The organism is Nonomuraea sp. 10N515B (genome assembly GCF_052245915.1).
Lineage (GTDB): Bacteria > Actinomycetota > Actinomycetes > Streptosporangiales > Streptosporangiaceae > Nonomuraea.
On the sequence record NZ_JBQQBQ010000047.1, the window covers coordinates 15,460 to 35,764 of the forward strand.

General features: G+C 72.8%; 21 protein-coding genes. 11 read left to right on the top strand and 10 right to left on the bottom strand.

Going from position 1 to position 20,305, the window contains the following annotated elements; translation table 11 throughout:
* Nucleotides 1–28: 28 nt before the first annotated feature.
* Nucleotides 29–847 (top strand): nucleotidyltransferase domain-containing protein, encoded by an 819-nt coding sequence (locus ACTWQA_RS43230; protein ID WP_443164686.1) that lies wholly within the window; start codon nt 29–31, stop codon nt 845–847.
* 47 nt (nt 848–894) lie between these two features.
* Here the strand turns inward: ACTWQA_RS43230 and ACTWQA_RS43235 are convergent, their stop codons facing one another.
* Genes ACTWQA_RS43235 through ACTWQA_RS43250 form a run of 4 tightly spaced genes read right to left on the bottom strand, consistent with a single transcriptional unit; the run spans nt 895 to nt 4,878 of the window.
* Nucleotides 895–1,815 (bottom strand): hypothetical protein, encoded by a 921-nt coding sequence (locus ACTWQA_RS43235; RefSeq protein ID WP_443164687.1) that lies wholly within the window; start codon nt 1,813–1,815, stop codon nt 895–897.
* Nucleotides 1,812–2,900: a hypothetical protein gene (locus tag ACTWQA_RS43240; RefSeq protein ID WP_443164688.1), complete on the bottom strand. Its 1,089-nt coding sequence runs from the start codon at nt 2,898–2,900 to the stop codon at nt 1,812–1,814. The genes ACTWQA_RS43235 and ACTWQA_RS43240 overlap by 4 nt, the downstream gene beginning before the upstream one ends.
* On the bottom strand, nt 2,897–3,343 hold the full coding sequence (locus ACTWQA_RS43245; RefSeq protein WP_443164689.1) for a DUF4188 domain-containing protein: 447 nt from the start codon (nt 3,341–3,343) through the stop codon (nt 2,897–2,899). The genes ACTWQA_RS43240 and ACTWQA_RS43245 overlap by 4 nt, the downstream gene beginning before the upstream one ends.
* Nucleotides 3,340–4,878 (bottom strand): phenylacetate--CoA ligase family protein, encoded by a 1,539-nt coding sequence (locus tag ACTWQA_RS43250; protein ID WP_443164690.1) that lies wholly within the window; start codon nt 4,876–4,878, stop codon nt 3,340–3,342. Before ACTWQA_RS43250 ends, ACTWQA_RS43245 begins: the two co-directional genes overlap by 4 nt.
* A gap of 166 nt (nt 4,879–5,044) precedes the next feature.
* On the opposite strand from ACTWQA_RS43250, the gene ACTWQA_RS43255 reads away from it, so the two are divergent.
* Genes ACTWQA_RS43255 through ACTWQA_RS43270 form a run of 4 tightly spaced genes read left to right on the top strand, consistent with a single transcriptional unit; the run spans nt 5,045 to nt 7,890 of the window.
* On the top strand, nt 5,045–6,178 hold the full coding sequence (locus ACTWQA_RS43255; protein WP_443164691.1) for a winged helix DNA-binding domain-containing protein: 1,134 nt from the start codon (nt 5,045–5,047) through the stop codon (nt 6,176–6,178).
* 41 nt (nt 6,179–6,219) lie between these two features.
* Nucleotides 6,220–6,621 (top strand): helix-turn-helix domain-containing protein, encoded by a 402-nt coding sequence (locus tag ACTWQA_RS43260; protein WP_443164692.1) that lies wholly within the window; start codon nt 6,220–6,222, stop codon nt 6,619–6,621.
* Nucleotides 6,618–7,556, top strand: coding sequence for an alpha/beta fold hydrolase (locus ACTWQA_RS43265; protein ID WP_443164693.1), 939 nt, complete (start codon nt 6,618–6,620; stop codon nt 7,554–7,556). The genes ACTWQA_RS43260 and ACTWQA_RS43265 overlap by 4 nt, the downstream gene beginning before the upstream one ends.
* On the top strand, nt 7,549–7,890 hold the full coding sequence (locus ACTWQA_RS43270) for a DUF4180 domain-containing protein (protein WP_443164694.1): 342 nt from the start codon (nt 7,549–7,551) through the stop codon (nt 7,888–7,890). The genes ACTWQA_RS43265 and ACTWQA_RS43270 overlap by 8 nt, the downstream gene beginning before the upstream one ends.
* Before the next feature lie 2 nt (nt 7,891–7,892).
* On the opposite strand, the gene ACTWQA_RS43275 is transcribed toward ACTWQA_RS43270, so the two are convergent.
* Nucleotides 7,893–8,870, bottom strand: a complete 978-nt coding sequence (locus tag ACTWQA_RS43275) for a small ribosomal subunit Rsm22 family protein (protein ID WP_443164695.1) — start codon at nt 8,868–8,870, stop codon at nt 7,893–7,895.
* 85 nt (nt 8,871–8,955) lie between these two features.
* Nucleotides 8,956–9,420 carry a MarR family winged helix-turn-helix transcriptional regulator gene (locus tag ACTWQA_RS43280; RefSeq protein WP_305917124.1) on the bottom strand — a complete coding sequence of 155 codons (465 nt, stop codon included), beginning with the start codon at nt 9,418–9,420 and terminating at the stop codon, nt 8,956–8,958.
* Nucleotides 9,421–9,524: 104 nt separating this feature from the next.
* Between ACTWQA_RS43280 and ACTWQA_RS43285 the strand changes: the two genes are divergently transcribed.
* From ACTWQA_RS43285 to ACTWQA_RS43300, 4 genes are all read left to right on the top strand, one after another.
* Entirely contained in the window at nt 9,525–11,069 is a 1,545-nt protein-coding gene (locus tag ACTWQA_RS43285) for an LLM class flavin-dependent oxidoreductase (RefSeq protein WP_443164696.1), read from the top strand.
* Between the two features lie 93 nt (nt 11,070–11,162).
* A complete protein-coding gene (locus ACTWQA_RS43290; RefSeq protein ID WP_443164697.1) occupies nt 11,163–11,942 on the top strand; it encodes a TetR/AcrR family transcriptional regulator C-terminal domain-containing protein in 780 nt (259 codons plus the stop codon).
* A gap of 99 nt (nt 11,943–12,041) precedes the next feature.
* Nucleotides 12,042–12,761, top strand: a complete 720-nt coding sequence (gene uppS / locus ACTWQA_RS43295) for a polyprenyl diphosphate synthase (RefSeq protein WP_443164741.1) — start codon at nt 12,042–12,044, stop codon at nt 12,759–12,761.
* Between the two features lie 44 nt (nt 12,762–12,805).
* Nucleotides 12,806–13,705, top strand: coding sequence for a pentapeptide repeat-containing protein (locus ACTWQA_RS43300; RefSeq protein ID WP_443164698.1), 900 nt, complete (start codon nt 12,806–12,808; stop codon nt 13,703–13,705).
* Here the strand turns inward: ACTWQA_RS43300 and ACTWQA_RS43305 are convergent, their stop codons facing one another.
* From ACTWQA_RS43305 to ACTWQA_RS43320, 4 genes are all read right to left on the bottom strand, one after another.
* The gene (locus ACTWQA_RS43305) at nt 13,706–15,898 is read right to left on the bottom strand and encodes a prolyl oligopeptidase family serine peptidase (protein ID WP_443164699.1); all 2,193 of its coding nucleotides are present in this window, start codon (nt 15,896–15,898) and stop codon (nt 13,706–13,708) included.
* A 389-nt stretch (nt 15,899–16,287) separates the two neighbouring features.
* Nucleotides 16,288–17,151 (bottom strand): SMP-30/gluconolactonase/LRE family protein, encoded by an 864-nt coding sequence (locus ACTWQA_RS43310; RefSeq protein WP_443164700.1) that lies wholly within the window; start codon nt 17,149–17,151, stop codon nt 16,288–16,290.
* Nucleotides 17,152–17,205: 54 nt separating this feature from the next.
* Nucleotides 17,206–17,838, bottom strand: a complete 633-nt coding sequence (locus tag ACTWQA_RS43315; protein ID WP_443164701.1) for an NAD(P)-dependent oxidoreductase — start codon at nt 17,836–17,838, stop codon at nt 17,206–17,208.
* 5 nt (nt 17,839–17,843) lie between these two features.
* Nucleotides 17,844–18,755 (bottom strand): EamA family transporter, encoded by a 912-nt coding sequence (locus ACTWQA_RS43320; protein ID WP_443164702.1) that lies wholly within the window; start codon nt 18,753–18,755, stop codon nt 17,844–17,846.
* Nucleotides 18,756–18,832: 77 nt separating this feature from the next.
* On the opposite strand from ACTWQA_RS43320, the gene ACTWQA_RS43325 reads away from it, so the two are divergent.
* Complete coding sequence (locus tag ACTWQA_RS43325; RefSeq protein WP_443164703.1) at nt 18,833–19,345, top strand: MarR family winged helix-turn-helix transcriptional regulator; 513 nt, start codon at nt 18,833–18,835, stop codon at nt 19,343–19,345.
* A 29-nt stretch (nt 19,346–19,374) separates the two neighbouring features.
* Entirely contained in the window at nt 19,375–20,169 is a 795-nt protein-coding gene (locus tag ACTWQA_RS43330) for a putative protein N(5)-glutamine methyltransferase (RefSeq protein WP_443164704.1), read from the top strand.
* Nucleotides 20,170–20,305 lie beyond the last annotated feature (136 nt).

The window sequence follows — 20,305 nt, forward strand, 5'->3', positions numbered from 1 at the left end:
TGGGGGAGCGGCCTCTAGTCTCGACCCCATGCAAGAGAAGGATCTTCACGCCATCGCCGCCCGGCTGGCCGAGGTGCCCGGTGTGGTGGCCGTGGTGCTGGGCGGCAGCAGAGCGCGCGGCACACACCGGCCGGACTCCGACATCGACCTGGGCCTCTACTACCGAGGGCGACTCGACGTGGACCGGCTGCGGGCGCTCGCGCGGGAGGTGACGGGCGAGCCGGTCGACGTGACCGAGCCGGGCGGGTGGGGCCCGTGGGTGGACGGCGGTGGATGGCTGACCGTGGACGGGTGGCGGGTCGACTGGATCTATCGCGACCTCGACCGGGTCCACCGGATCTGGCGGGACTGCCGGGAAGGCCGGTACGAGGTCGGCGTCCAGACAGGGCATCCGCTGGGCTTCTACTCACACGCCTACGTGGGGGAGGTGGCGCTGTGCCGGGTGCTGACCGACCCGGGCGGGGAGCTGGCCGCCCTGCGGGAAGAGGCCGCGCAGTACCCGCCGGCGCTGCGCGCGGCGCTGATCAGGGAGCTGAGGGAGGCGGACTTCGCCCTCATGATCGCCCGGTACGGTGCCGCAGGATGGGACCCGGTGTACGCGGCGGGGGCGTTGTTCCGCGCGATCGGGGCCGCCTGCCACGCGCTGCACGCCAACGACGGGGCCTGGCTGATCAACGAGAAGGGCATGGTGGCCTCGGCCGACCGGCTGCCGTCGGCGCCCAGCGGGTTCGGCGAACGGGCGCAGGCGCTGCTCGCGGCGGTCGGGCACACACCGGAGGAGATCGGCCGCACCGTCGACGACGCGGCGCGGCTCATCGCGGAGGTGCGGGCCGCCTGCGGCTCATAAGCGCCGCTGAGTCGTGCCTGGATGATCGGGAACTGCGCACCCGGCCGCTACCCCTCCTTGACCCGGGCCGACGGCGCGGCAGGGGCCTTCGGGCGGCCGACGCGGGCCACGTGGAGCAGGGACGCGGGATCGTCCACCCCCAGCCGCCGGGCCAGCGCCTCCCGCGTCGGCCCGCAGTCGATGATCTGGCTCAGCGGATGCGTGGTGTAGCCGAGGCCGGACAACGTCAGCCAGTGCCGCATGAGCAGGCGGCCCTGCTCCACCTCATCGCCGGCCGCCCCGACCAGCACCAGCACGTCCCCGTCGTAGTCCAGCAGCCCTCGCGACGCGCCGGCCAGCACCCTGGGCAGACCGAGGGGGCGCAGCGCCGGGTAGAGGGCGAGCGAGGCGCGCAGGGCGAGCGCCTCGAACCGGCTGAGCGCCAGCGCCCGATCGCTGAGGCCGTCCAGCAGGTAGCGGCGGTGCCGGCGGGTCAGGCGCAGCCAGGCACGCAGCTCCCGCGTCACCTCCCGGTCCCCGAACTGGTGCAGGTCCGCCGCGTGCAGCAGGTCCGCCAGGTCCCGGCAGGCGACCCGTCGCATCCCGGCCAGCCCGGCGGCCACGTCGTCCGGCAGCCGTCCCGGGTGGTAATCGCCCCGGTTGGCGCCCCTCGCCCGCACGTCCGCCGTCGTGAACGGCGTGCGGTACGGCTCCTCGGCCCTGTGCAGGAAGCCCACGCGCAGCGGCCCTGGGTCGGGGCGGAAGGCGATGGACAGGCCCGCGTCCGCGCACACGATCAGGCAGCACTCCACGAACGCCCCCAGGCTGAGACGCAGGTCGCGTCCCGTGGGGTCGCTGACGGGCAGCGCCCTGGCCGGATCCCAGCCGACCGCGACCTCGTCCGCCCCGTAGGCGAGCGTCCACGGCTGGGTGTTGTGCGCGCTCGGCGCACGCCAGAAGTCGGGCTCCAGCGCCCGCAACTCATTCACGAGAGGAGGTCCTTGGCGTAGAAGGTGTAGCCGTGCAGCGGGCGCCCGCCCATCGCGACGTACTGGGCGGCGGAGCCGGGGTTGGTGCGCTCGACGTACGTGCTGCGCAGCGTGTGGTAGCCGCCGCGGCGCAGCCCTTCGTGCAGCTCGCGCGAGAGCAGCCGCATGTAGCCGTGACCCTGCTCGCCGGGGACCGTCCCCTTGATGATGAGCACCGCCTCGCGGCGGTAGCGGGAGCGGGTGGCGAGCAGCCGGAGCTGCCGCAGGAGATGGAGATTGCCCCGGCATCTCGCGACAAATTCCGAAATGTCGGGCAGACACAACACGAACGCCACCGGCCGGTCCGCCTTCGTCAGGTACAGCAGCAGCGCCTCGTCCAGCAGGTACGCCAGCCCGTCCGTCTGCGCCGCCAGCTGCTCGGCGGAGATCTCGGTGTAGTAGCCGAGCTGCGCGAAGCTTGCGTTGAGCATCTCCCGCAGGATCGGCAGCTGCTCCGCCACCCGCCGGCGGTCTCCCCGGTGCACCCGGAGCCGCTCGGCCTCGATCCTCCGGTCGTCGAACGCGAACAGCTCCTTGTCCGGCACCGGGCAGATCCAGGTGTCGGACTCGAAGTGCCGGGTGAATCCGTAAGCCTCGTAAGCGGCCGGGTAGTAGGGATGGTTCCACGCGCTGTCGATGAAACCGCGCTCGCCGAAGCCCGAGGTGATGACCCCGCCCGCCTGGTTGGGCAGCAGCGACACCGGACCGAAGGCCGATTCCCTGCCCGCGGCCCGCCCGGCGGCGCAGATGCCGTCGAAGAGCTCCTCTGCCGCCTCCTCGGCGAATTCCGTCAGGCCGAACAGCTGGGTGGGCCCGCCCAGCTTGGCGTCCAGTGCGTCATCGGAGTGCAGGGTGGTTCTGGCCACGACCTGCCCGCGCCGGCGCAGCACGTACATCCGCACGCCTTGACGGAACCACGTGCGGACCTGCGCGTGCAGCGGCGGGATGAACCGCGGCTCCCCGGCGTAGAGGCGGCCGGTGAGGGAGAGGAAGTCGCGCAGGTCACGGCGGGTCTCGACGGGCTGCAGCCCCGCGAGCTCCGTCATCCGCGCTTCACCGGCGGGCCGTCGCCGTCCTCCGCCGACAGCGGCGTGAACGTCTCGATGTGTGCCATCGGGCCGCCCTCCGCCCGCCAGACGCCGTTGCTGTAGCCCTCGGGCTCGGCGTGGTAGAGCCGGATGTAGCCGCCGGTGGCGTTCTTGGTGCCGTCGGTCACCCATTGCATGAGCTTGCGGTGGTGCCGGCTGCGGGCGAAACGCAGCAGCGCGTCGCGGTCCTCGAAGAACGCCAGCGTGCCCAGCGTGAACGGGAACTCCCAGTAGACCTTGTGCCAGCGGTAGCCGCGCATCCGCTTCATGTCGCGCACCATGCGGAACCACGTGAAGGTCAGGGTGAGGATCGACAGCGGCCCCCGGTAGCGGGTGGCCCCGACGAACATGGCCGTCGCCTGCCCCTGCGGCGGCGCCTTGCTGAAATCCGTGGTCCTCATGAGTCCTTCACCAGATAGACGTTCTTCATCTTCGTGAATCCCGCGAACGGGCCCTCGCCCAGGTCGTGGACCTTGACCCTCAGGTCGGCGGCCGTCGGGTCCTCCTTGAGCGACTCGGCGAAGTCGCGCGAGACCGTGCTCAGGTGGGCGACGACGCCCTTGCGGCAGATGGCCGCCAGCTCCTCACGGTCCACGTCGCCGCGTACCTCGAGGTTGATCACCGGGCGGTACTCCAGGCCCGGCAGCTCCTCCAGCGACAGGCAGAACCGGTTGATCGCGGCGGCGTATGGATTGCCCTGGTAGAGGCCGTATTCGACGTCCTGCGGATAGAGGTTCGCGCCCATGTAGGAGATCGTCGAGTCCTTGCGCCCGAACAGGAACAGCAGCGGCAGGTTCAGCCGCTCGTCGGTCCACGCCCGCTCGTACTCCTCCGCGCCTAACGCCTCCCGCACCTCGGCGAGGGTGTACAGGCGGGCCTCGTCGCCGACGTTGTAGCGGAGCTTGGGCTGCAGGCAGCTCTTGGTGTTGATGGTGCACAGCAGCTCGCCGTCCGCGTTGACCTCCAGGAACGTCTCCAGCGGGTTGTAGTGGAAGATCATCGGCAGCCGCTGCTCGCCCGGGCCGAGCAGCCGGTCGCGCAGCGGCTGGTCGGTGGCCAGGCGCTTGCGCAGCCACACGCTGAAACCGCTCTCCGCGCCCATGCCGATGGTCAGGTCGCTGGCGCCGTAGCCGGAGCGCACCTCCTCGAAGCGTTCCTGCAGGTAGTCGCGGAGCGCCTCGGTCATGCCCTCGCCACCGACCATGCCGCGGATGCGATAGTCCCGCCACGGGAACCCGGCCTCGTCGAGGCGGTCGCGCAGGTGCTTGAGGAACGGCGGGTACGCGGCCACCACATAGTCGTAGCCGGGCCCGAAGTGCTCCAGCGTGTCGGCGATCTTCTCCAGGTCCGGCCCGGTGTTCTTGACCATCGCGATACGCGCCATGGAGGCGCCCGTGGTCGTGCCGGTGGCCCAGGCACCCATCGAGTACGCGTTGATCACGAACAGCCGCTCGCCCGGGAAGACCAGCTCGATGTACCCGGCGGCGTTGCGGTAGATGCCCTTGAGCTCGCGCGGCCCGCGTACCCAGTTGTACGGTTTGCCGCTCGACCCCGACGACTCGTCCACGATCACGCCGGGGCGGTGCAGCCTGCCCTCCTGGCAGCGGCTCTGCTCGTCGTAGACGCCGGCGTAGTTCTGTTTGGTGGTCTCGGGGAAATCCGCCAGCCGGCTGGCCTGCTCGGCCCCGTTCGCGCGCAGGAAGTGCCGGTATGCCGGCACGTCCACGGCCGCGAACTGGCAGGCCACCCTGGCGTGCCTGGCGGCGACCCGGTCCAGCGCGGGATGGTAACCACGGGCGACCAGCCGCCAGATGGCCGGATGCATCGCGCCGAGCCGGTAGGCGCCGGTCAGGGCCCAGGAATAGGCCTGGAGCCGTACCCGCCGCCAGCGCTGGCGGGGGGTGAGCGGTCCGAGGACGGGACTGAGGCGGGTCATGAGGCGTGACATTACTGATTCCGAATTGAAGATGGCTTTACGAACACTTACTTCGGCGTAGCGGCCTTTGGCAGCGCGCCGTCCAAAGGGGCATGGCCACCGTCGATTGCGGCAGGTAATCTTCCGCGTTCGCCTCTACCGTGAGGATGCGGACGGAGGAGGACTGATGATCGAAGTGTCGTGGCCGCAGGTGAGCGCGCGGCGGCTGCAACGGGCCGGGCTGAGCGCGGCACCTTGGGGCCAGGCGGACCCGGCGGAGGTCGTGGCGGTGATGTGCGGGGCGCACGCGCAGGTGATGTCGGCCGGCGAGGCGTCCGTCGCCCTGCGGCTGGACGGCGCCACGCGGAGGCACCTGCGCGAAGCGCTGTGGGATCGGCGCAGCCTGGTCAAGACGTTCGGGCCGCGCGGCACCGTGCACCTGCTGCCCGCCCGCGACCTGCCCCTGTGGGTGAGCGCGCTGTCGTCGGTGCCTCCCGGGCACGCCGCCTTCCCCGACGGCGTGCGGATGACGCCCGAGCGGACCGACCAGGTGGTGGAGGCCATCCGGGAGGTGCTCGCCGCCGGGCCGGAGATGACGATCGACGAGCTGAGCGACGCCGTCGTGGCGGCCACCGGGCCGTGGGCCGGGGACCTGGTCATGCCCGCGTTCCAGGGCATGTGGCCGCGCTGGCGGCAGGCCATGGCGCTGGCGGGGCACCGGGGCGCGGTCGTCTTCGGCCCGAACAGGGGCCGCAAGGTCACCTACACCGCCCCGCCTCCCGCCGAGCCGGTCGAGGACGGGCTTGGCGGCCTGGTCAGGAGGTATCTGACGGCGTACGGGCCGGCCACCCCCGACCAGTTCGCGCAATGGGCCGGCGGGCCGGTGAGGTGGGCGGCCCGGGGGTTCGAGGGGGCCGGGCTGGAGGAGGTGCTGTTCGAGGGGCGGCGGGCCTGGGTGGTCGCCGGCGACACGGCCTTCCCCTCGGACCCGCCGCGCGGGGTGCGGCTGCTGCCGTACTTCGACGCGTACGTGGTGGCCGGGCGGCCGCGTGAGCTGCTGTACCCGGGCGCGGCGGCACAGCGGGCGCTGGCCGGCGGCCAGGCGGGGAACTTCCCCGTGCTGCTGGTGGACGGGGAAGTTTGCGGGGTGTGGCACCAGCGGCGTTCCGGCAGCAAGATCGACGTCACGGTGGAGACGCTCCGCGATCTCACACCGGCCCACCTGCGCGAGCTCGACGAGCAGGTGGAGCGGGTGGGGGAGGTGCTGGAGGGCCGGCCGCGCCTGACCATCGGCCCCGTGGCAGTGGGACCGCATGCCTGACTCCCTATTCTTCCCTGACATGCCCTATTGTAGGGAGTGTTATGGAGCAATACACCGTGGAGCAGGCGGCCAGGCGACTGGGGTTGCACGTCAAGACCGTGCGTAACTACGTGCGGGACGGGCGGCTTCCCGCCGTGCGTGTCGGCAGGCAATACCGGATCGCCAGGCAGGACCTCGCGGCGTTCGCCGGGCTGCCCGACGACCGCCCGGAGGTGCCGCGGCACGCCGAGGTGTCCAGCATCGTGCAGATCGACGGCGTCGAGCGGCGTGAGATGGACCGGATCAGCACGATGGTCATGGGATCGCTCGCGGGAGCGCCGCACGGGCTCCGCGTGGAGTTCGTGTACGACGAGGAGCGCGCCCACTTGAAGATCATCGTGCTGGGTGGGCTCGAGGAGAGCGCCCAGGTGCTGCGGATCGTCGACGCGCTGGTGCGGCAATGAGCGGCATCTACTCCTCGCCGGAGGGCGCGCGGGCGGTCGAGCGGCGCTACCGGGAACTGCTCGGCCGCTGGCCGGTGCCGGGCGAGCACGTGCGCGTGCCGACCGGGCAGGGCGAGACGTTCGTGCTGGCGTCCGGGCCGGACGGCGCGCCCGCGGTGGTGCTCCTGCACGGATCGGGGGCCACCAGCGCCATGTGGATGGGTGACGTCGCCGCTTGGGCGCGGGGGTTGCGGGTGTACGCGGTCGATGTGATCGGCGAGCCGGGGCTGAGCGCGCCGTCGCGGCCGCCGCTCGGCTCCGGCGCGTACGCCGCGTGGCTCGACGACGTGCTGGATGCCCTGGGCGTGGAGCGGGCCTCGATGGTGGGCGTTTCGCTCGGCGGATGGCTGGCGGTCGACTACGCCACGCGCAGGGCCGGGCGGGTCGAACGGCTCGCCCTGCTCTGCCCCAGCGGCATCGGCCGCCAGCGGTGGCTGCCGCTGCTGGGCGCGCTGCCGCTGATGCTGCTGGGCGAGCGGGGCCTGCGCCGCGCCATGCGCCGCCTCCTCGGCCCCGCCGCGGACGGATGGGCCGCGAACGGTTCCGCCGCGGAGGGGGTGGCCGCGAACGGTTCCGCCGCGGAGGGGGTGGCCGCGAACGGTTCCGCCGCGGAGGGCGGCGGTGATCTCGGCGCGTTCTCGTTGCTGATCCAGAAGAGTTTCCGGCCGCGCCGCGGCAAGGTGCCGGTCTTCGGCGACGAGGCGTTACGCGGGCTGGCCGTGCCGGTGCTGGCGATCGTCGGAGGCCGCGACGCCCTGCTCGACTCCCACGACACGCGCCGCCGCCTCCAGCGCAACGTCCCGCACGCCGAGGTACGCCTCCTGCCCGACGCCGGGCACCTGCTCCCCGCCCACACCCGAGAGATCATGGACTTCCTGGAGACCGCCCATGCCTGACGACGGCGTTCACCTCTGCCCGCTCGACGGCCCGCCGCTGCGTGACGAACGCGACGCGCTCGACCTCATCGGCGAGGCATGGGGGCACGGCGCCACCTGGGTCGCCGTGCCCGCCGAGCGGCTGCACGAGGACTTCTTCTCCCTGCGCACCGGCGTGGCGGGGGAGATCGCGCAGAAGTTCGTCAACTACCGGATGGGGCTGGCGATCGTGGGGGACGTCTCCCGCTTCACCGCCGCGAGCGAAGCCCTGCGCGCCTGGGTGCTGGAGTCGAACCGGGGCACCCACCTCTGGTTCGTCCGCGACCTGGACGAACTCGCGGCCCGGCGCTCCTGACGTCAGCCCTCACCGCCCGGCCACGCGTCACCCCAGTCCACGTCCCTGGCGCGCCGGTAGAGCTCGCCCTGCCGCTTGGAGACGATCACGTCACGTAGCCCGTCGTCGGCCGTGCACAGCCGCAGGGACACCACGCCCTTGCGTTTCTGCGGGTGACGCAGCACCCGGGCCTCGGCGCGCGGAGACGGGCCGGCCGTGGCGGCGACGTAGGAGAACTTCTCGTCCTCGAAGCTCAGCGTCCCCGCCTTGACCTGGCGGTGCAGGGAACTCCTGGGCAGCCTGACGGAGAAGTGGCACCAGTCGCGGCCCGGCTGGATCGGGCAGCGCCCGCCGTGCGGGCAGGGGGCGGCGATGGTCATGCCCTGCCCGGACAGCACCTCCCGGGCGGCGGCGATGGTGGCGTAGCCGGCGGGGGTGCCGGGCTCGATGATGATCACCATGGCGGCGCTGTCGGCGAGCCAGCGCACGATGTCCGGTCGGTCCCGTTCGGGGAGTTCGCCCAGCGCGTACGACATCGTCGTCAGGTCGGCCCGCGGCCGGTCCAGGCCGGGCCGGATGGCGGCGTGCCGCCACGTGGTCTCCCGCACGGCGGCCGCCTCCGACCCGCGGGCCAGGCGCCTGCCGAGGTCGATGACGTGCGGGTCGTGCTCGATGACCGTGACCTGGCGCAGGGACGGCCAGATCGCGCCCGCCGCCCAGATGGCCGCCCCGGTCCCGCCGCCGGCGTCGAGAAGCGTCGCCGGCTGGAAGCCCGGCGTCAGCGCCGCCGCCTGACGCATCGCGGCGCCGGCCGCGGCGTAGGTGGCGGGCATGCGGTACGCGGCGTAGGCGGCGACGTCGGCCTGGGTGCGCAGGTGCGTGCCCCCGGCTGACGGGGTGCGGTAGCTCTCGGTGAGGTGGGCGACCGACCGGGACAACTCCTGCGGCGAGTAGCGGGTCAGGGCCTGGTCCAGAGCGGCTCTGAGGGCGTCGGGCAGCATGGGACATTATCAACCAAGCGCTGTGCCCTTGGCGAACAGCTATCGGGCGCCGCCGAGTGGGTCGATCCCGCCGGCGTGCGGCCCGTCAGCTCGCGGAGGCGGTCCAGGCGCGGCCGGTCTGGGCGGTGTGCTCGGCGAGGATCCCGCCGATGGCCGACGTCAGCAGGTGCCGGTGCTCCTGCGGCAGTTTCCCCGCCAGCGCCTCCAGCCGCTCGCTCATCGCCTCGTGCGCCAGCGCCCCAAGCCGTTCCCCTTCCGGGGTCAGCACGATCCGGCATGCCCGGCGATCCTTCGAGTCGCGGGCGCGGGCCACCAGGCCGCGTTTCCCCGCCCGGTCCACCAGCCCCGTCAGGCTGGACTTTTCCAGGTGCAGGGACCGGGACAGGTCCGTCATCCCGACGGGCCCGTCGATGAGCAGGCAGAGCAGCTGGGCCTGCTGCGGGGTCAGGTCGTGCTCCCTGGCGACCTCGTCGAACACCTGCTGCACCAGGTGCGACAGGCGGACGAGCGCCTCGGTGAACCGCAGGAGGGGCTCCTTCGTGGTGACCACGCCACCGAGTCTAGTTGACACTAGTTGGTAGTACGAACTATTTTTCTCGCGTAACAACTATTCGTACTACCAACTAATGCGCGGCCCGCCGCAAGGAGCCCCTCATGCCCGACTACGGCCACGACCTGCTCTTCAGCGCCAACATCGTGCCGTACGCGCAGGACCCCGGCACCGTCGTAGCCCTCGCCCAGCTCGCCGAACACGCCGGGCTGGACCTCGTCACCTTCCAGGACCACCCGTACCAGCCGGCGCTCCTGGACACCTGGACGCTGCTCGGCTACGTGGCCGCCGCCACCGAGACGATCAGGCTGGCGGGCAACGTGCACCCCTTGCCCCTGCGGCCGCCCGCCATGCTCGCCCAGGCCGCCGCGAGCCTGGACCTTCTCAGCGGCGGCCGGTTCGAGCTCGGTCTCGGGACGGGCGGCTACTGGGACGCCATCGCGGCCATGGGCGCCCCGCGCCTGACCCCCGGCGACGCCGTGGCCGCGCTTGAGGAAGGCATCCAGATCATCCGTGCCGCATGGGACACCGACGCGCCCGGCGGAATTCACTTCCACGGCGTTCACCACCGGGTGGAAGGCACGCCGCGCGGGCCGCGTCCGGCCCACGACATCGGCATCTGGCTCGGCGCGTACAAGCCCCGGATGCTCCGCCTCACCGGACGGCTCGCCGACGGCTGGCTTCCCTCCCTCCCGCATCTCCGGACCACCGCCAAGATCGCCGAGGGGAACGCCGTCATCGACGAGTCGGCCGCCGAGACCGGCCGCGCGCCCGGCGACATCCGCCGCCTGCTCAACCTCGGCGAGGAGCTGCCACCCGCCCAGCTCGCTGAGCTCGCGCTGGAGCACGGAATCAGCGTCTTCACCCTCATGGCCGGCGATCCGGCTCAGATCCAGCGTTTCGCCGCGGAGACGGCGCCGGCCGTACGCGAGCTCGTCGCCGCCGCGCGCCGCACCGCCCCAACCGCAACCATGGAGGGGAGCCCCGAGGGACGCGCGCCACGAGCGGCCCAGCCCAGTGCCTCACCGCAGACGCCGCCGGCGGCCGAGCCGTCGCTGGGGTTCACCCCGACCCCGGACGATGGCGTGCGCCTGAGCGACGTCCGCGTCTGGGACGAGAGCACCCGGCCCACCGCGCCGCGCCCCGACTCCGCCAGGCGCTACACCCCCCGGGAGCAGGCCAACGGCCGGCACCTCATCGACGTGCACGACCACCTGCGCGCCGAGCTCGCCCAGCTGCGCGACCTGATCGGCCAGGTCGCCGCGGGAACGCTCGACGCGGACGCCGCCCGCTCGCACATCAACACCATGACCATGCGCCAGAACAACTGGACGCTCGGCGCCTACTGCGAGTCCTACTGCCGGCTCCTCACCATGCATCATTCCGCCGAGGACGCGGCCGTGTTCCCCCACCTGCGCCGCGTCGAGCCCGCACTCGCCCCGGTGCTCGACCGGCTCAAGGAGGAGCACCAGGCCATCCACAAGATCCTCGAACGGATCGACCGGGCGCTGGTGGCGTTCGTCGGGGACCCGGCCGGCCGCCTGAGCGAGCTGCGTGCGGTCGTGGACCTGCTCACCGACAGCCTGCTGTCGCATCTGTCCTACGAGGAGCGCGAGCTCGTCGAGCCCCTGGCCAGGCACGGCATCTGATGCTCGCCCCCGCGGCCGCCCGCGAGGGCCGGAGCGCACGCCACTGATACGCTTTATGCCGTAAGGAGTTCTGTCCGCAAGGAGAGTCCCGCGTTGGTCGTGTACGCCGGTCAGGGTGACGCGCGCCGTTCGATGGCGCTGCTGTGGCGCACGCAGGAGCGAGACGAGGCCCGGCCGGGGCCCAAGCCGGGGCTCAGCGTGGACCTGATCGTCGAGGCCGCCATCGCAGTGGCCGACGGCGAGGGCATGACGGCGCTGTCCATGCGCAAGGTCGGCGAGCGGCTCGGCCGCACCGGGATGGCGCTCTACACATACGTGCCGAGCAAGGGCGAGCTGGTCGACCTCATGTACGACCGGGCCATGGCCGAGCTGCCGGTCGACTACGACCTGGGCGGGGGCTGGCGTCCGGCCGTCACCGCATGGGCTGAGCACATGTGGGCCTTCTTCCTGCGTCACCCGTGGATGGCGCAGGTGTCGCAGGCGCGGCCCGTGCTGGGGCCGAACGAGTTCGCGGCGCTGGAGACCCTAATCGGCATCCTGCGCCTGACCGGCCTGCCGCCCGCCAGGCTGCGTGGCGTGGTGGCGCTGCTGTTCGACTTCGTGCGCGGGGCGGCCAGGACGGTCGCCGAGTCGCGCCAGGCCCCGTCGGAGACCGGGGTGTCGGACGAGGAATGGTGGCAGGCGCGCTCGGCCCTGCTGGAGGAGGTGGCCCCCGGGTTCGCCGCGCGCTACCCGCTGGTCAGCTGGGTGGAGTCGGAGGACGACACGCTCGGCGAGGGCGAGCCGTGGCTGCGGCACCGGGCCCGGCAGACGTTCACGGTGGGCTTGGCCGTGCTACTCGACGGCGTCGAAACGGCCGCTGCCGGCCCTTGAGGAAACGGTTTCGGCGCCCGCTGGGCGCGCCATCCTAATAGGGTGCACATCACTGATCTTCCCCACGCCCTGTACGCCCGCCGCCTGCGCCGCCAGGTCATGTCGGGCCCGCTGCCGCAGCACGTCGGCCTGATCATCGACGGCAACCGGCGCTGGGCCAGGCAGAGGGGACTGGCCAACCCGAGCATCGGCCACAAGTACGGCGCCGACCACATCGAGCACGTGATGACCTGGTGCGAAGGACTCGGCATCCGGCACCTGACGATATTCCTGTGCTCGACGGAGAACCTGCAGCGGCGAGGCGACGAGGAGGTCGCGTTCCTGCTGCGGGTGATCGAGCAGATGGTCGCCGACCGGCTCGACCGGCCGGACGCCCGCTGGCGCGTGCACGTCGCGGGCCTGCTCGACATGCTGCCCGACACCACCGCCCGCGCACTCAAGAGCGCCGTCGAGGCGACCCGCACCTGCGCCACCGGCTTCCACCTCACGCTGGCCATCGGGTACGGCGGCCGCCAGGAGGTCATCGACTCCCTGCGCGAGCTGCTGTACGAGCGGGCCGAGGCCGGGCAGTCCATGCTGGACCTGGCCGCCACGCTGACCGCAGACGACATCGCCAAGCACCTCTACACGGCCGGGCAGCCCGACCCGGACCTGGTGATCCGCACCAGCGGCGAGCAACGCATGTCCAACTTCCTGCTCTGGCAGTCGGCCTACTCGGAGCTGTACTTCTGCGAGGCCTACTGGCCGGCCTTCCGCGAGATCGACTTCCTGCGGGCGCTCCGCAGCTTCGCGGCCCGGCAGCGTCGCTTCGGCGGGTGACGGCGTACCCTTGATGTACCGCCACCTGCTGAGGAGTCAACACGTTGCCCGGAACGAACCCGCGTGAGCTCGGCCTGCTGGCCGACTGCGCCAACTGCTTCGGGCTGTGCTGCGTGGCGCTGCCGTTCTCGGCCTCGGCCGACTTCGCCGCCGACAAGGCCGCCGGCGACCCCTGCCATAACCTGCGCGACGACTTCAGCTGCGCCATCCACGCACAGCTGCGGCAGCGCGGCTATCCGGGCTGCACCGTCTACGACTGCTTCGGAGCCGGGCAGAAGGTCTCGCAGGTCACGTTCGCGGGCACGAGCTGGCGGCAGGCGCCGGAGACCGCTGGGCAGATGTTCGCGGTGTTCCCGGTCGTGCGACAGCTGCACGAGCTGTTGTGGTACGTGGCGGAGGCGTTGACGCTGGAGGCCGCCGGGCCGATCCACGCCGAGCTGCGCGAGGCGCTCGACGAGACCGAGCGGCTCACCCGCGAGAGCGTCGACGCGCTGAAGAAGCTCGATCTGGTGGCGCACCGGGCCGGGGTCAACACGTTGCTGCTGCAGGTGAGCGAGCTCGTCAGGGCGGGCTGCCGGGGGAAGGACCGCAGGGGCGCCGACCTGGTCGGAGCCCGGCTCAGGGGCGCCGACCTGCGCGGGGCCGACCTGCGCGGCGCCTACCTGATCGCGGCCGATCTGCGCGGCGCGGACCTGCGGCAGGCCGACCTGATCGGGGCGGATCTGCGGGGCGCGGACCTGGCGGGCGCCGACCTCACCGGCAGCATCTTCCTCACCCAAGCCCAGCTCAACGCGGCCAAGGGCGACGCCGCCACCCGCCTTCCCCCGGCGCTCACCCGCCCCTCGCACTGGCCCGGCACACGCGGCGAGCCGAGACCGCAGCCCCGCCCCGGACGGGGACGGGGCGCGCGGCGCGGGACCGGAGGCCGCGCCCGCCGCCGCTGATCAGAGGTGTCTGCGGAGGAAGCCGAGCTGGTGCAGGAGCAGGCCCTCGAAGACGTCGGGGTCGGACGTGGGCGAATGCGCGACACCGGTCAGCGGCAGCAGCTCGTGCGGGCGGCCGGCCGCGAGCAGCGCGGCGGACAGCCGCAGGGAGCCGGCCGCGAACACGTTGTCGTCGGCCAGGCCGTGGATCAACAGCAGCGGCCGGGTCAGCCGGTGGGCCTCGGGCAGCGTCGAGCAGGTCTCATAGCGTTCCGGGTGCCGGTCGGGGTGACCGAGGAAACGTTCCCGCCAGTGGGTGTCGTAGAGGCGCTGGTCGCTCGTTCCGGCTCCCGCCACCGCGGCGTGGAACACGTCGGGCCGGCGCAGCACCGCCATGACGGCCAGCGTGCCCGAGTAGGACCAGCCGCGGATGGCGACTCTGCTCAGGTCCAGGCCGGGATGGCGGGCGGAGGCCGCGTGCAGGGCGGCCACCTGGTCGTCCAAGGGCGGGCCGAAGATGTCGCCGTGGACCTCGCGTTCCCAGGACGGGCCGCGTCCCGGGGTGCCGCTGCCGTCGGTGATCAGCACGGCGAAGCCCTGCTCGGCGAACCACTGGGAGACGAACGTCATGGGCGCCTGGTCGGCGGTGACCCGCTGCAGGGCCGGGCCGGCGTAAGGGTCCACCAGCACGGGCAGCTTGGGGTCGCCCGGCCGGTGCCAGGAGGGGAGCAGCAGGTGGCTGCGGAGCTCGCGTTCGGTGGTGGTCAGGGCGGTGGCGCGCAGGGTCAGCACCGGCCGCTCGGCGAGCGAGGCGATCGTGACGGCGGGCCGGCCGGTGCGCAGGGCTCTGGTCGTGGCGCCGGGGCGGGTGGGGGTGCGGGTGACGTGCACCAGCGTGCCGGCCCGCCACACACCGGCGTGCACGCCCGGCTCCACGCTCAGCCGCCGCAGCCCGGCCACACCCGCATCGTCCAGCCCGGTGTGGGGCCGGCGCGCGCCTGATCCCACGCCCTCTGGCTCACCTTCGAAGGGCCGCTCGCCTGTGGTGCCCGGCTGGTAGAGCCACAGGTGGGTCTCCGCCGGGTCGGTGGAGGCGGTGAACAGGATGGCGTCGCCGCTCACGCTGAGGACTTCGCGCAGCTGCAGTCCGGGCGGGGTGATCGGGACACCGTCGAGGGTGAGCCGCCGGGTGTCGTCCATGTCGGCGTGCGCCACGAGCGCGCCCGCCGCCGTACGCGCCGGCGTGCCGCCGACCAGCTGCACCCAGTGCGCGTCGCGCTGCTCGGCCAGCAGCACGGTACGCCCGGAGTCCGGGTCGGCGGCGAGCGTGCGCACGGTCCGCTGATCGCGGCTCTGCACCGCCAGGTAAGGGCCGTGCGCGTCCCAGCCCGCGGCCGTCACGTACTCGAAGGCCGTCCGGTCCCATAGGACCTCGGCACGCGTGCCGTCCAGCCCGGCGATCCACAGGGTGACCTCGGCGTTGGCGGTGCCGGCCGCCGGGTACCGGACGGCGCGCGGCGGCCGGGCCGGGTCCGACGGGTCGGCCACGTGCCACAGCGCCACGGCGCTCTCGTCCACCCTGGCCACCAGCAGCCGGGCGCCGTCCGGCGACCACCAGTGTCCGCGCGTGCGGCCCATGGACGCGGCCGCCGCATACTCCGCGACGCCGTACCGGACCGCGGGCCCGTCCGGTTCGGCGATCGCGCGGTCCTCGGGCCCGTCCGACTCGGCGATCGCGTGGTCCTCGGCGCGGTCGAGTTCGATCACGCGCAGGGCGCCGCCGCTGATGTACGCGATCCGGCGGCCCGCCGGGTCCGGGCGCGGGTCGCGCACGTCGCCGCTCGCGGGCAGCTCGCGTACGCCGCCCTTCGCGACGTCCACCACCCACAGCCGTCCCGCCAGCGCGAACGCCGCCACCCCTGCCGCCTCGTCGGTGGCGTACGTGGCGATCCCGCCCGCCGCCTTCCCGCCCAGCAGCTCCACCGGGTCGGCGAGCAGGCGCTCGGCCCCCGAGTCCAGGTCCAGCGCCCACAGACAGGCGGCGAGGTCGTCGCCGCCCCGGCTGCGGAGGAACATCACTGACGCGCCGTCCGCCGAGACGGTGAACGCGGACGGAGCGCCCAGGCTGAACCGCCGCGTCCGGGCGAACTGCCGAGGCAGGCCGTCCGCTCCCACCGACCGCGGGGCCGGGCCGTTTCCGGGCATGCCGATCATGCGTGTGTCCTCTCTTCAGGATCGATCAGAAGCCAAAAGAAGACGTACGCCAGAGGCGCACGCCTTCACGTGGTGATGCGTCAGCGGCCGCGATGAAAGGGAGACCCGCTGAACGTCCGGCGCGACAGGAGCCGCCCGCCGGGGAATCGTGCGCCTGGCCGCATGGCGGAGATCAAGCGCTGCGGCATCTTAGGCATATCTCCGGCGAATGAGCAAAGCGATCGCGGCCGAAGGTTTCCCTGGAGCAGGGGAACCGCCGGGCGCGTCCGGCGGTCCAAGCTATGGGCGACGTTCACACCGGTGACCATGTTGGAGCCGGATGACGCCGCGGGTGGCCCTTCCCGCTCGCCGGCGCGGGATGGACGTCGCCCCCACCAAATGGCCGGCCGTCAGAGCGTCGTCGGCAGCACCGGCAGGCCGCGCACCCCCGGGTCGGCGGCGAAGACGGCGCCCGCGCCGGGTTGCTCGGCCCGGTCCACGTCCAGCGCCGACGTGGTGATGAAGAGCCGGTCGAGATCCTCGCCGCCGAAGGTCACCGCGGTGACCTTGCGTACGGGCAGGCTGATGACCGCGTCGAGCCGGCCGTCCACGTCGTATCTGTGCACGGCCCCGCCCTGCCACAGCGCCACCCACACCCCGCCCTCGGCGTCGACCGTCAGCCCGTCGGGAGCCCCCTGCGCGGGATCGACGACGGCGAAAGGACGCCGCCCGCTGAGCCCGCTCTCGGGGTCGTAGTCGAGCACGTCCACCCGCCCGGTCTCGGTGTCGGCGTAGTAGGCCAGGGCGCCGCCCGGGCTGAAGCCGAACCCGTTGGAGATCGTCACCTCCGGCAGCACCACCCGCAGCGCGCCGCCGGGCTCGGCCACGTAGAACGCGCCGCGCCCGCGGGCCGCGTCATAGGCCATGCTGCCGATGTAGAAGCGGCCGTCGGGGTCGCAGCCGCCCTCGTTCATCCTGATCGAGGGATCGCTCCACGCCTCGCCCAGGGAACGCAGCGGGGCGTCCAGGTCGTCGGAGCCGGACAGCAGCAGCTCCCGCTCGGCCGCGACCACATAGCCGCCGGACACGCGCGGCCGCACGACGGCGGCCACCGCGCCCACGTGGCGGCGGCGCACCGCGCCCTGGGCGTCGAGCGCGAGCACGTCGCCGGCCAGCATGTCGACCCACCTCAGCCCGCCCCAGCGGCCGGACCAGACAGGCCCCTCCCCGTGCTCGGCGACGGGGTCGGTCACGGGGTAGGGGGCGATGGTCATGCCGGTCTCCTCGATCGCTGGCGGGCCACGTACCGATCATGCTGCCAGAGTCGGTCAATAGGCGACCGTGAACCTGCTGCCGCGGTGCCGGGGCAGCTCGGCCTCGTCCAGCAGCGCGATCGCGAAGTCCTCCATGGAGATCGCCGACCTGCCGTGCGCGTCGACGAGCAGCTCGTCGCCACCGACCCGGTAGACGCCGGTACGCTCCCCCGGCTCCAGCAACGCCGGCGGGCTCAGGTACGTCCAGTCGGCGTCCGTGGCCGAGCGGCAGACCTCGAGCTGCTCGTTGCAGGCCAGCGCGATGGGCCGCAACGCGGGCGGGAAATCGGGAGTCTCGACAAGGGGGAGCCCACCGGCTTCGGGCACGGTCAGCCCCGCCGCGCCACCGACGAGCAGCAGCCGCACGCCGGTCCGCGCCACGCCGGCCAGCAGCGCCTTGGCGGTGATCGGGAGCTCGCCCTCGTAACCGGGCGCGGGCCGGGTCGCGCTGATCACCACGTCCTGACCGGCGCTCAACGCGGCCACCTGCTCGACGTCCGAGGCGTCGCCCGCCCGCACCCGGGCGGGCGTGTGGGCCAGGCGAGCGGGATCGCGGACGACGGCGGTCACGTCGTGGCCGCGCGACAGCGCCTCGGCCACCACCCGGCTGCCTACGGCTCCGGACGCTCCGAAAATGGTGATGCGCATGGTGTTCAGGATTCCTTTCCGATGAGTACGCGGGGTGCCGCCGCCTCCGGCAGCGGTCGCGTGCGGGTGGGTTGGAGCTGGGCGGCGACGAGCGCGCCCAGCACGATGAGCGCGCCGAGCGCCTGGGCCGCGGTGAGCCGCTGGCCGAGCACGGCCCAGCCGAGCGCGGTCGCGACCACCGGGCTGAGCAGCCCGAGGAAGGTGACCTTGGTCGCCGAGAGGATCCGCAGCCCTCGGAACCACAGGGCGTAGGCGAGGGCGGCTCCGATGATCGTGAGGTAGGCGTACCCCGCGAGGTTGGCGGTGGTCAGCGTGGCCGGCGGCGGTCCTTCGACCACGAGCGCGACGGGAAGCAGCAGCAGGCCGCCTGCCACGAGCTGCCAGCCTGTGGTGGCCAGCAGCGGCGCGGGGGACGGCCACCGCTTGCTCAGCACGACGCCGACGGCCATGACGACGGCCCCGCCGAGCGCGGCGGCGACGCCGACAGCGTCCAGCCGGGCGTCGGCCCGCAACACGAGCAGCCCGACCCCCGCCACGCCCGCCACGGCGGCGACCACGGTGCGCGGGGTCAGCCGCTCGTGCAGCAGCCCGGCCGACAGCAGGGCGACCAGCAGCGGCTGGATGGCGCCGACGGTCGCGGCCACCCCGCCGGGCAGCCGGTACGCGCCCACGAACAACAACGCCAGGAACACCCCGATGTTGAGTGCCCCCAGCACCAACGCCCGCCACCACCAGATCCCCTGGGGCAGGCGGCGCGTGATGGCGAGGAGCAGGATCCCGGCAGGCAGCGCCCGGATCAGCGCCGCCAGCAGGGGGCGGTCGGGCGGCAGCATTTCGGTGGTGACGAGGTAGGTGGTCCCCCAGATGGCGGGGGTCAGCGCGGTCAGCAGGACGACGGTCCATCGATTACTTAGCACTAAGACAAAGTATCTCAGCACTAAGCTACTTGGCCAGTGATTTACCTCACCGCTAAGACATCGGTAGGGTGGAGACCGTGGCAGACCACGTCGACTTCATCCTCAAACAGTGGGGCGCCCAGCGGCCTGACCTGGACGTTTCCCCGATGGCCGTGATCGGCCGGCTGTCGCGGCTGTCCCGGCTGATCGACGCGGAGCTGCGGCGCACGTTCGCCGCGCACGGGCTCGACAGGGCCTCGTTCGACGTACTGGCCACGCTGCGCCGCAGCGACCCGCCGCACCGGCTGACGCCCGCCGAGCTGATGCGCGCGTCCATGGTGACCTCGGGCGCGATCACGCAGCGGCTGGACCGGCTGGAGGAGCGTGGGCTGGTGACGCGCACGCCGAGCGAGTCGGACGGGCGGGGCGTCTACGTGACGCTCACCGAGGAGGGATTCGCGCTGATCGACCGGGCGCTGCCGGACCACGTCGCCACCGAGCACCGCGTGCTGACCGCGCTGAGCGGGGAGCGGCGCGAGGAGCTCGCGGGCACGCTCCGCGACCTGCTGGAGTCGCTCGGCGACGCCACGGACCTCCCACCCAGCCCGTAGCGGGGCCGGACCTGGTAGGAATGACGCTCATGTCGGTCTCTTCGTCATCCGCCGCCCTGTCTGACATCGTGGCCAGGCTCCGCGCCGCCGGCTGCGTGTTCGCCGAGGACGAGGCGGAGCTGATCGTCGCCACCGCGCGCACCCCCGGCGAGCTGGCCGCCATGGTGGAGCGCCGGGTCGGCGGCCGGCCGCTCGAGCACGTGCTCGGCTGGGCCGAGTTCTGCGGGCTGCGGCTGGTGGTCGAGCCCGGGGTGTTCGTGCCGCGGCCCCGCACGCAGTTCCTCATCGACCAGGCCGTCGCGCTCGCCCGCGAGGTGCGCGGGACTCCGGTCGTGCTGGACCTGTGCTGCGGCACGGGCGCCATGGGCGCGGCGCTGGCCGCCGGCCTGGCGCGCCCGGCCGAGCTGTACGCCGCCGACCTCGACCCCGCCGCCGTGCGCTGCGCCCGGCGCAACCTTCCCGGCGGGCACGTCTACGAGGGCGACCTGTACGAGCCGCTCCCCGTCACCCTGCGCGGCCGGGTCGACCTGCTGATCGCCAGCCCGCCCTACGTGCCGTCCGGGTCCGTCGGGCTGCTTCCGCCCGAGGCCCGCCTGTACGAGCCGCGCGTGGCGCTCGACGGCGGCGACGACGGGCTGGACGTCGTACGCCGGGTGATCGAGCGGGCGCCCCAATGGCTCGCTCCCGGCGGTCACCTCCTGATCGAGACCAGCGCACGCCAGGCGGCGGCGACCGTGCGCGCCGTCGAGCTCGCCGGCCTGACGGCCCGCGCGGCCGGCTCCGACGAGCTGGACGCCACCGCCGTCATCGGCCGCCTTCCTTAAGAAAAAGCGCCGGAATTTGCCCTGTTTTATGGGTGGCCTACGTCTATTGTGGCGTCCTGCCTGCATGGACTTCCTTCTTCATTCGCGCTTTCATTTTCTCCGTCAGTCCAGTCGGCGGCCCTTCCATATGGGGGAG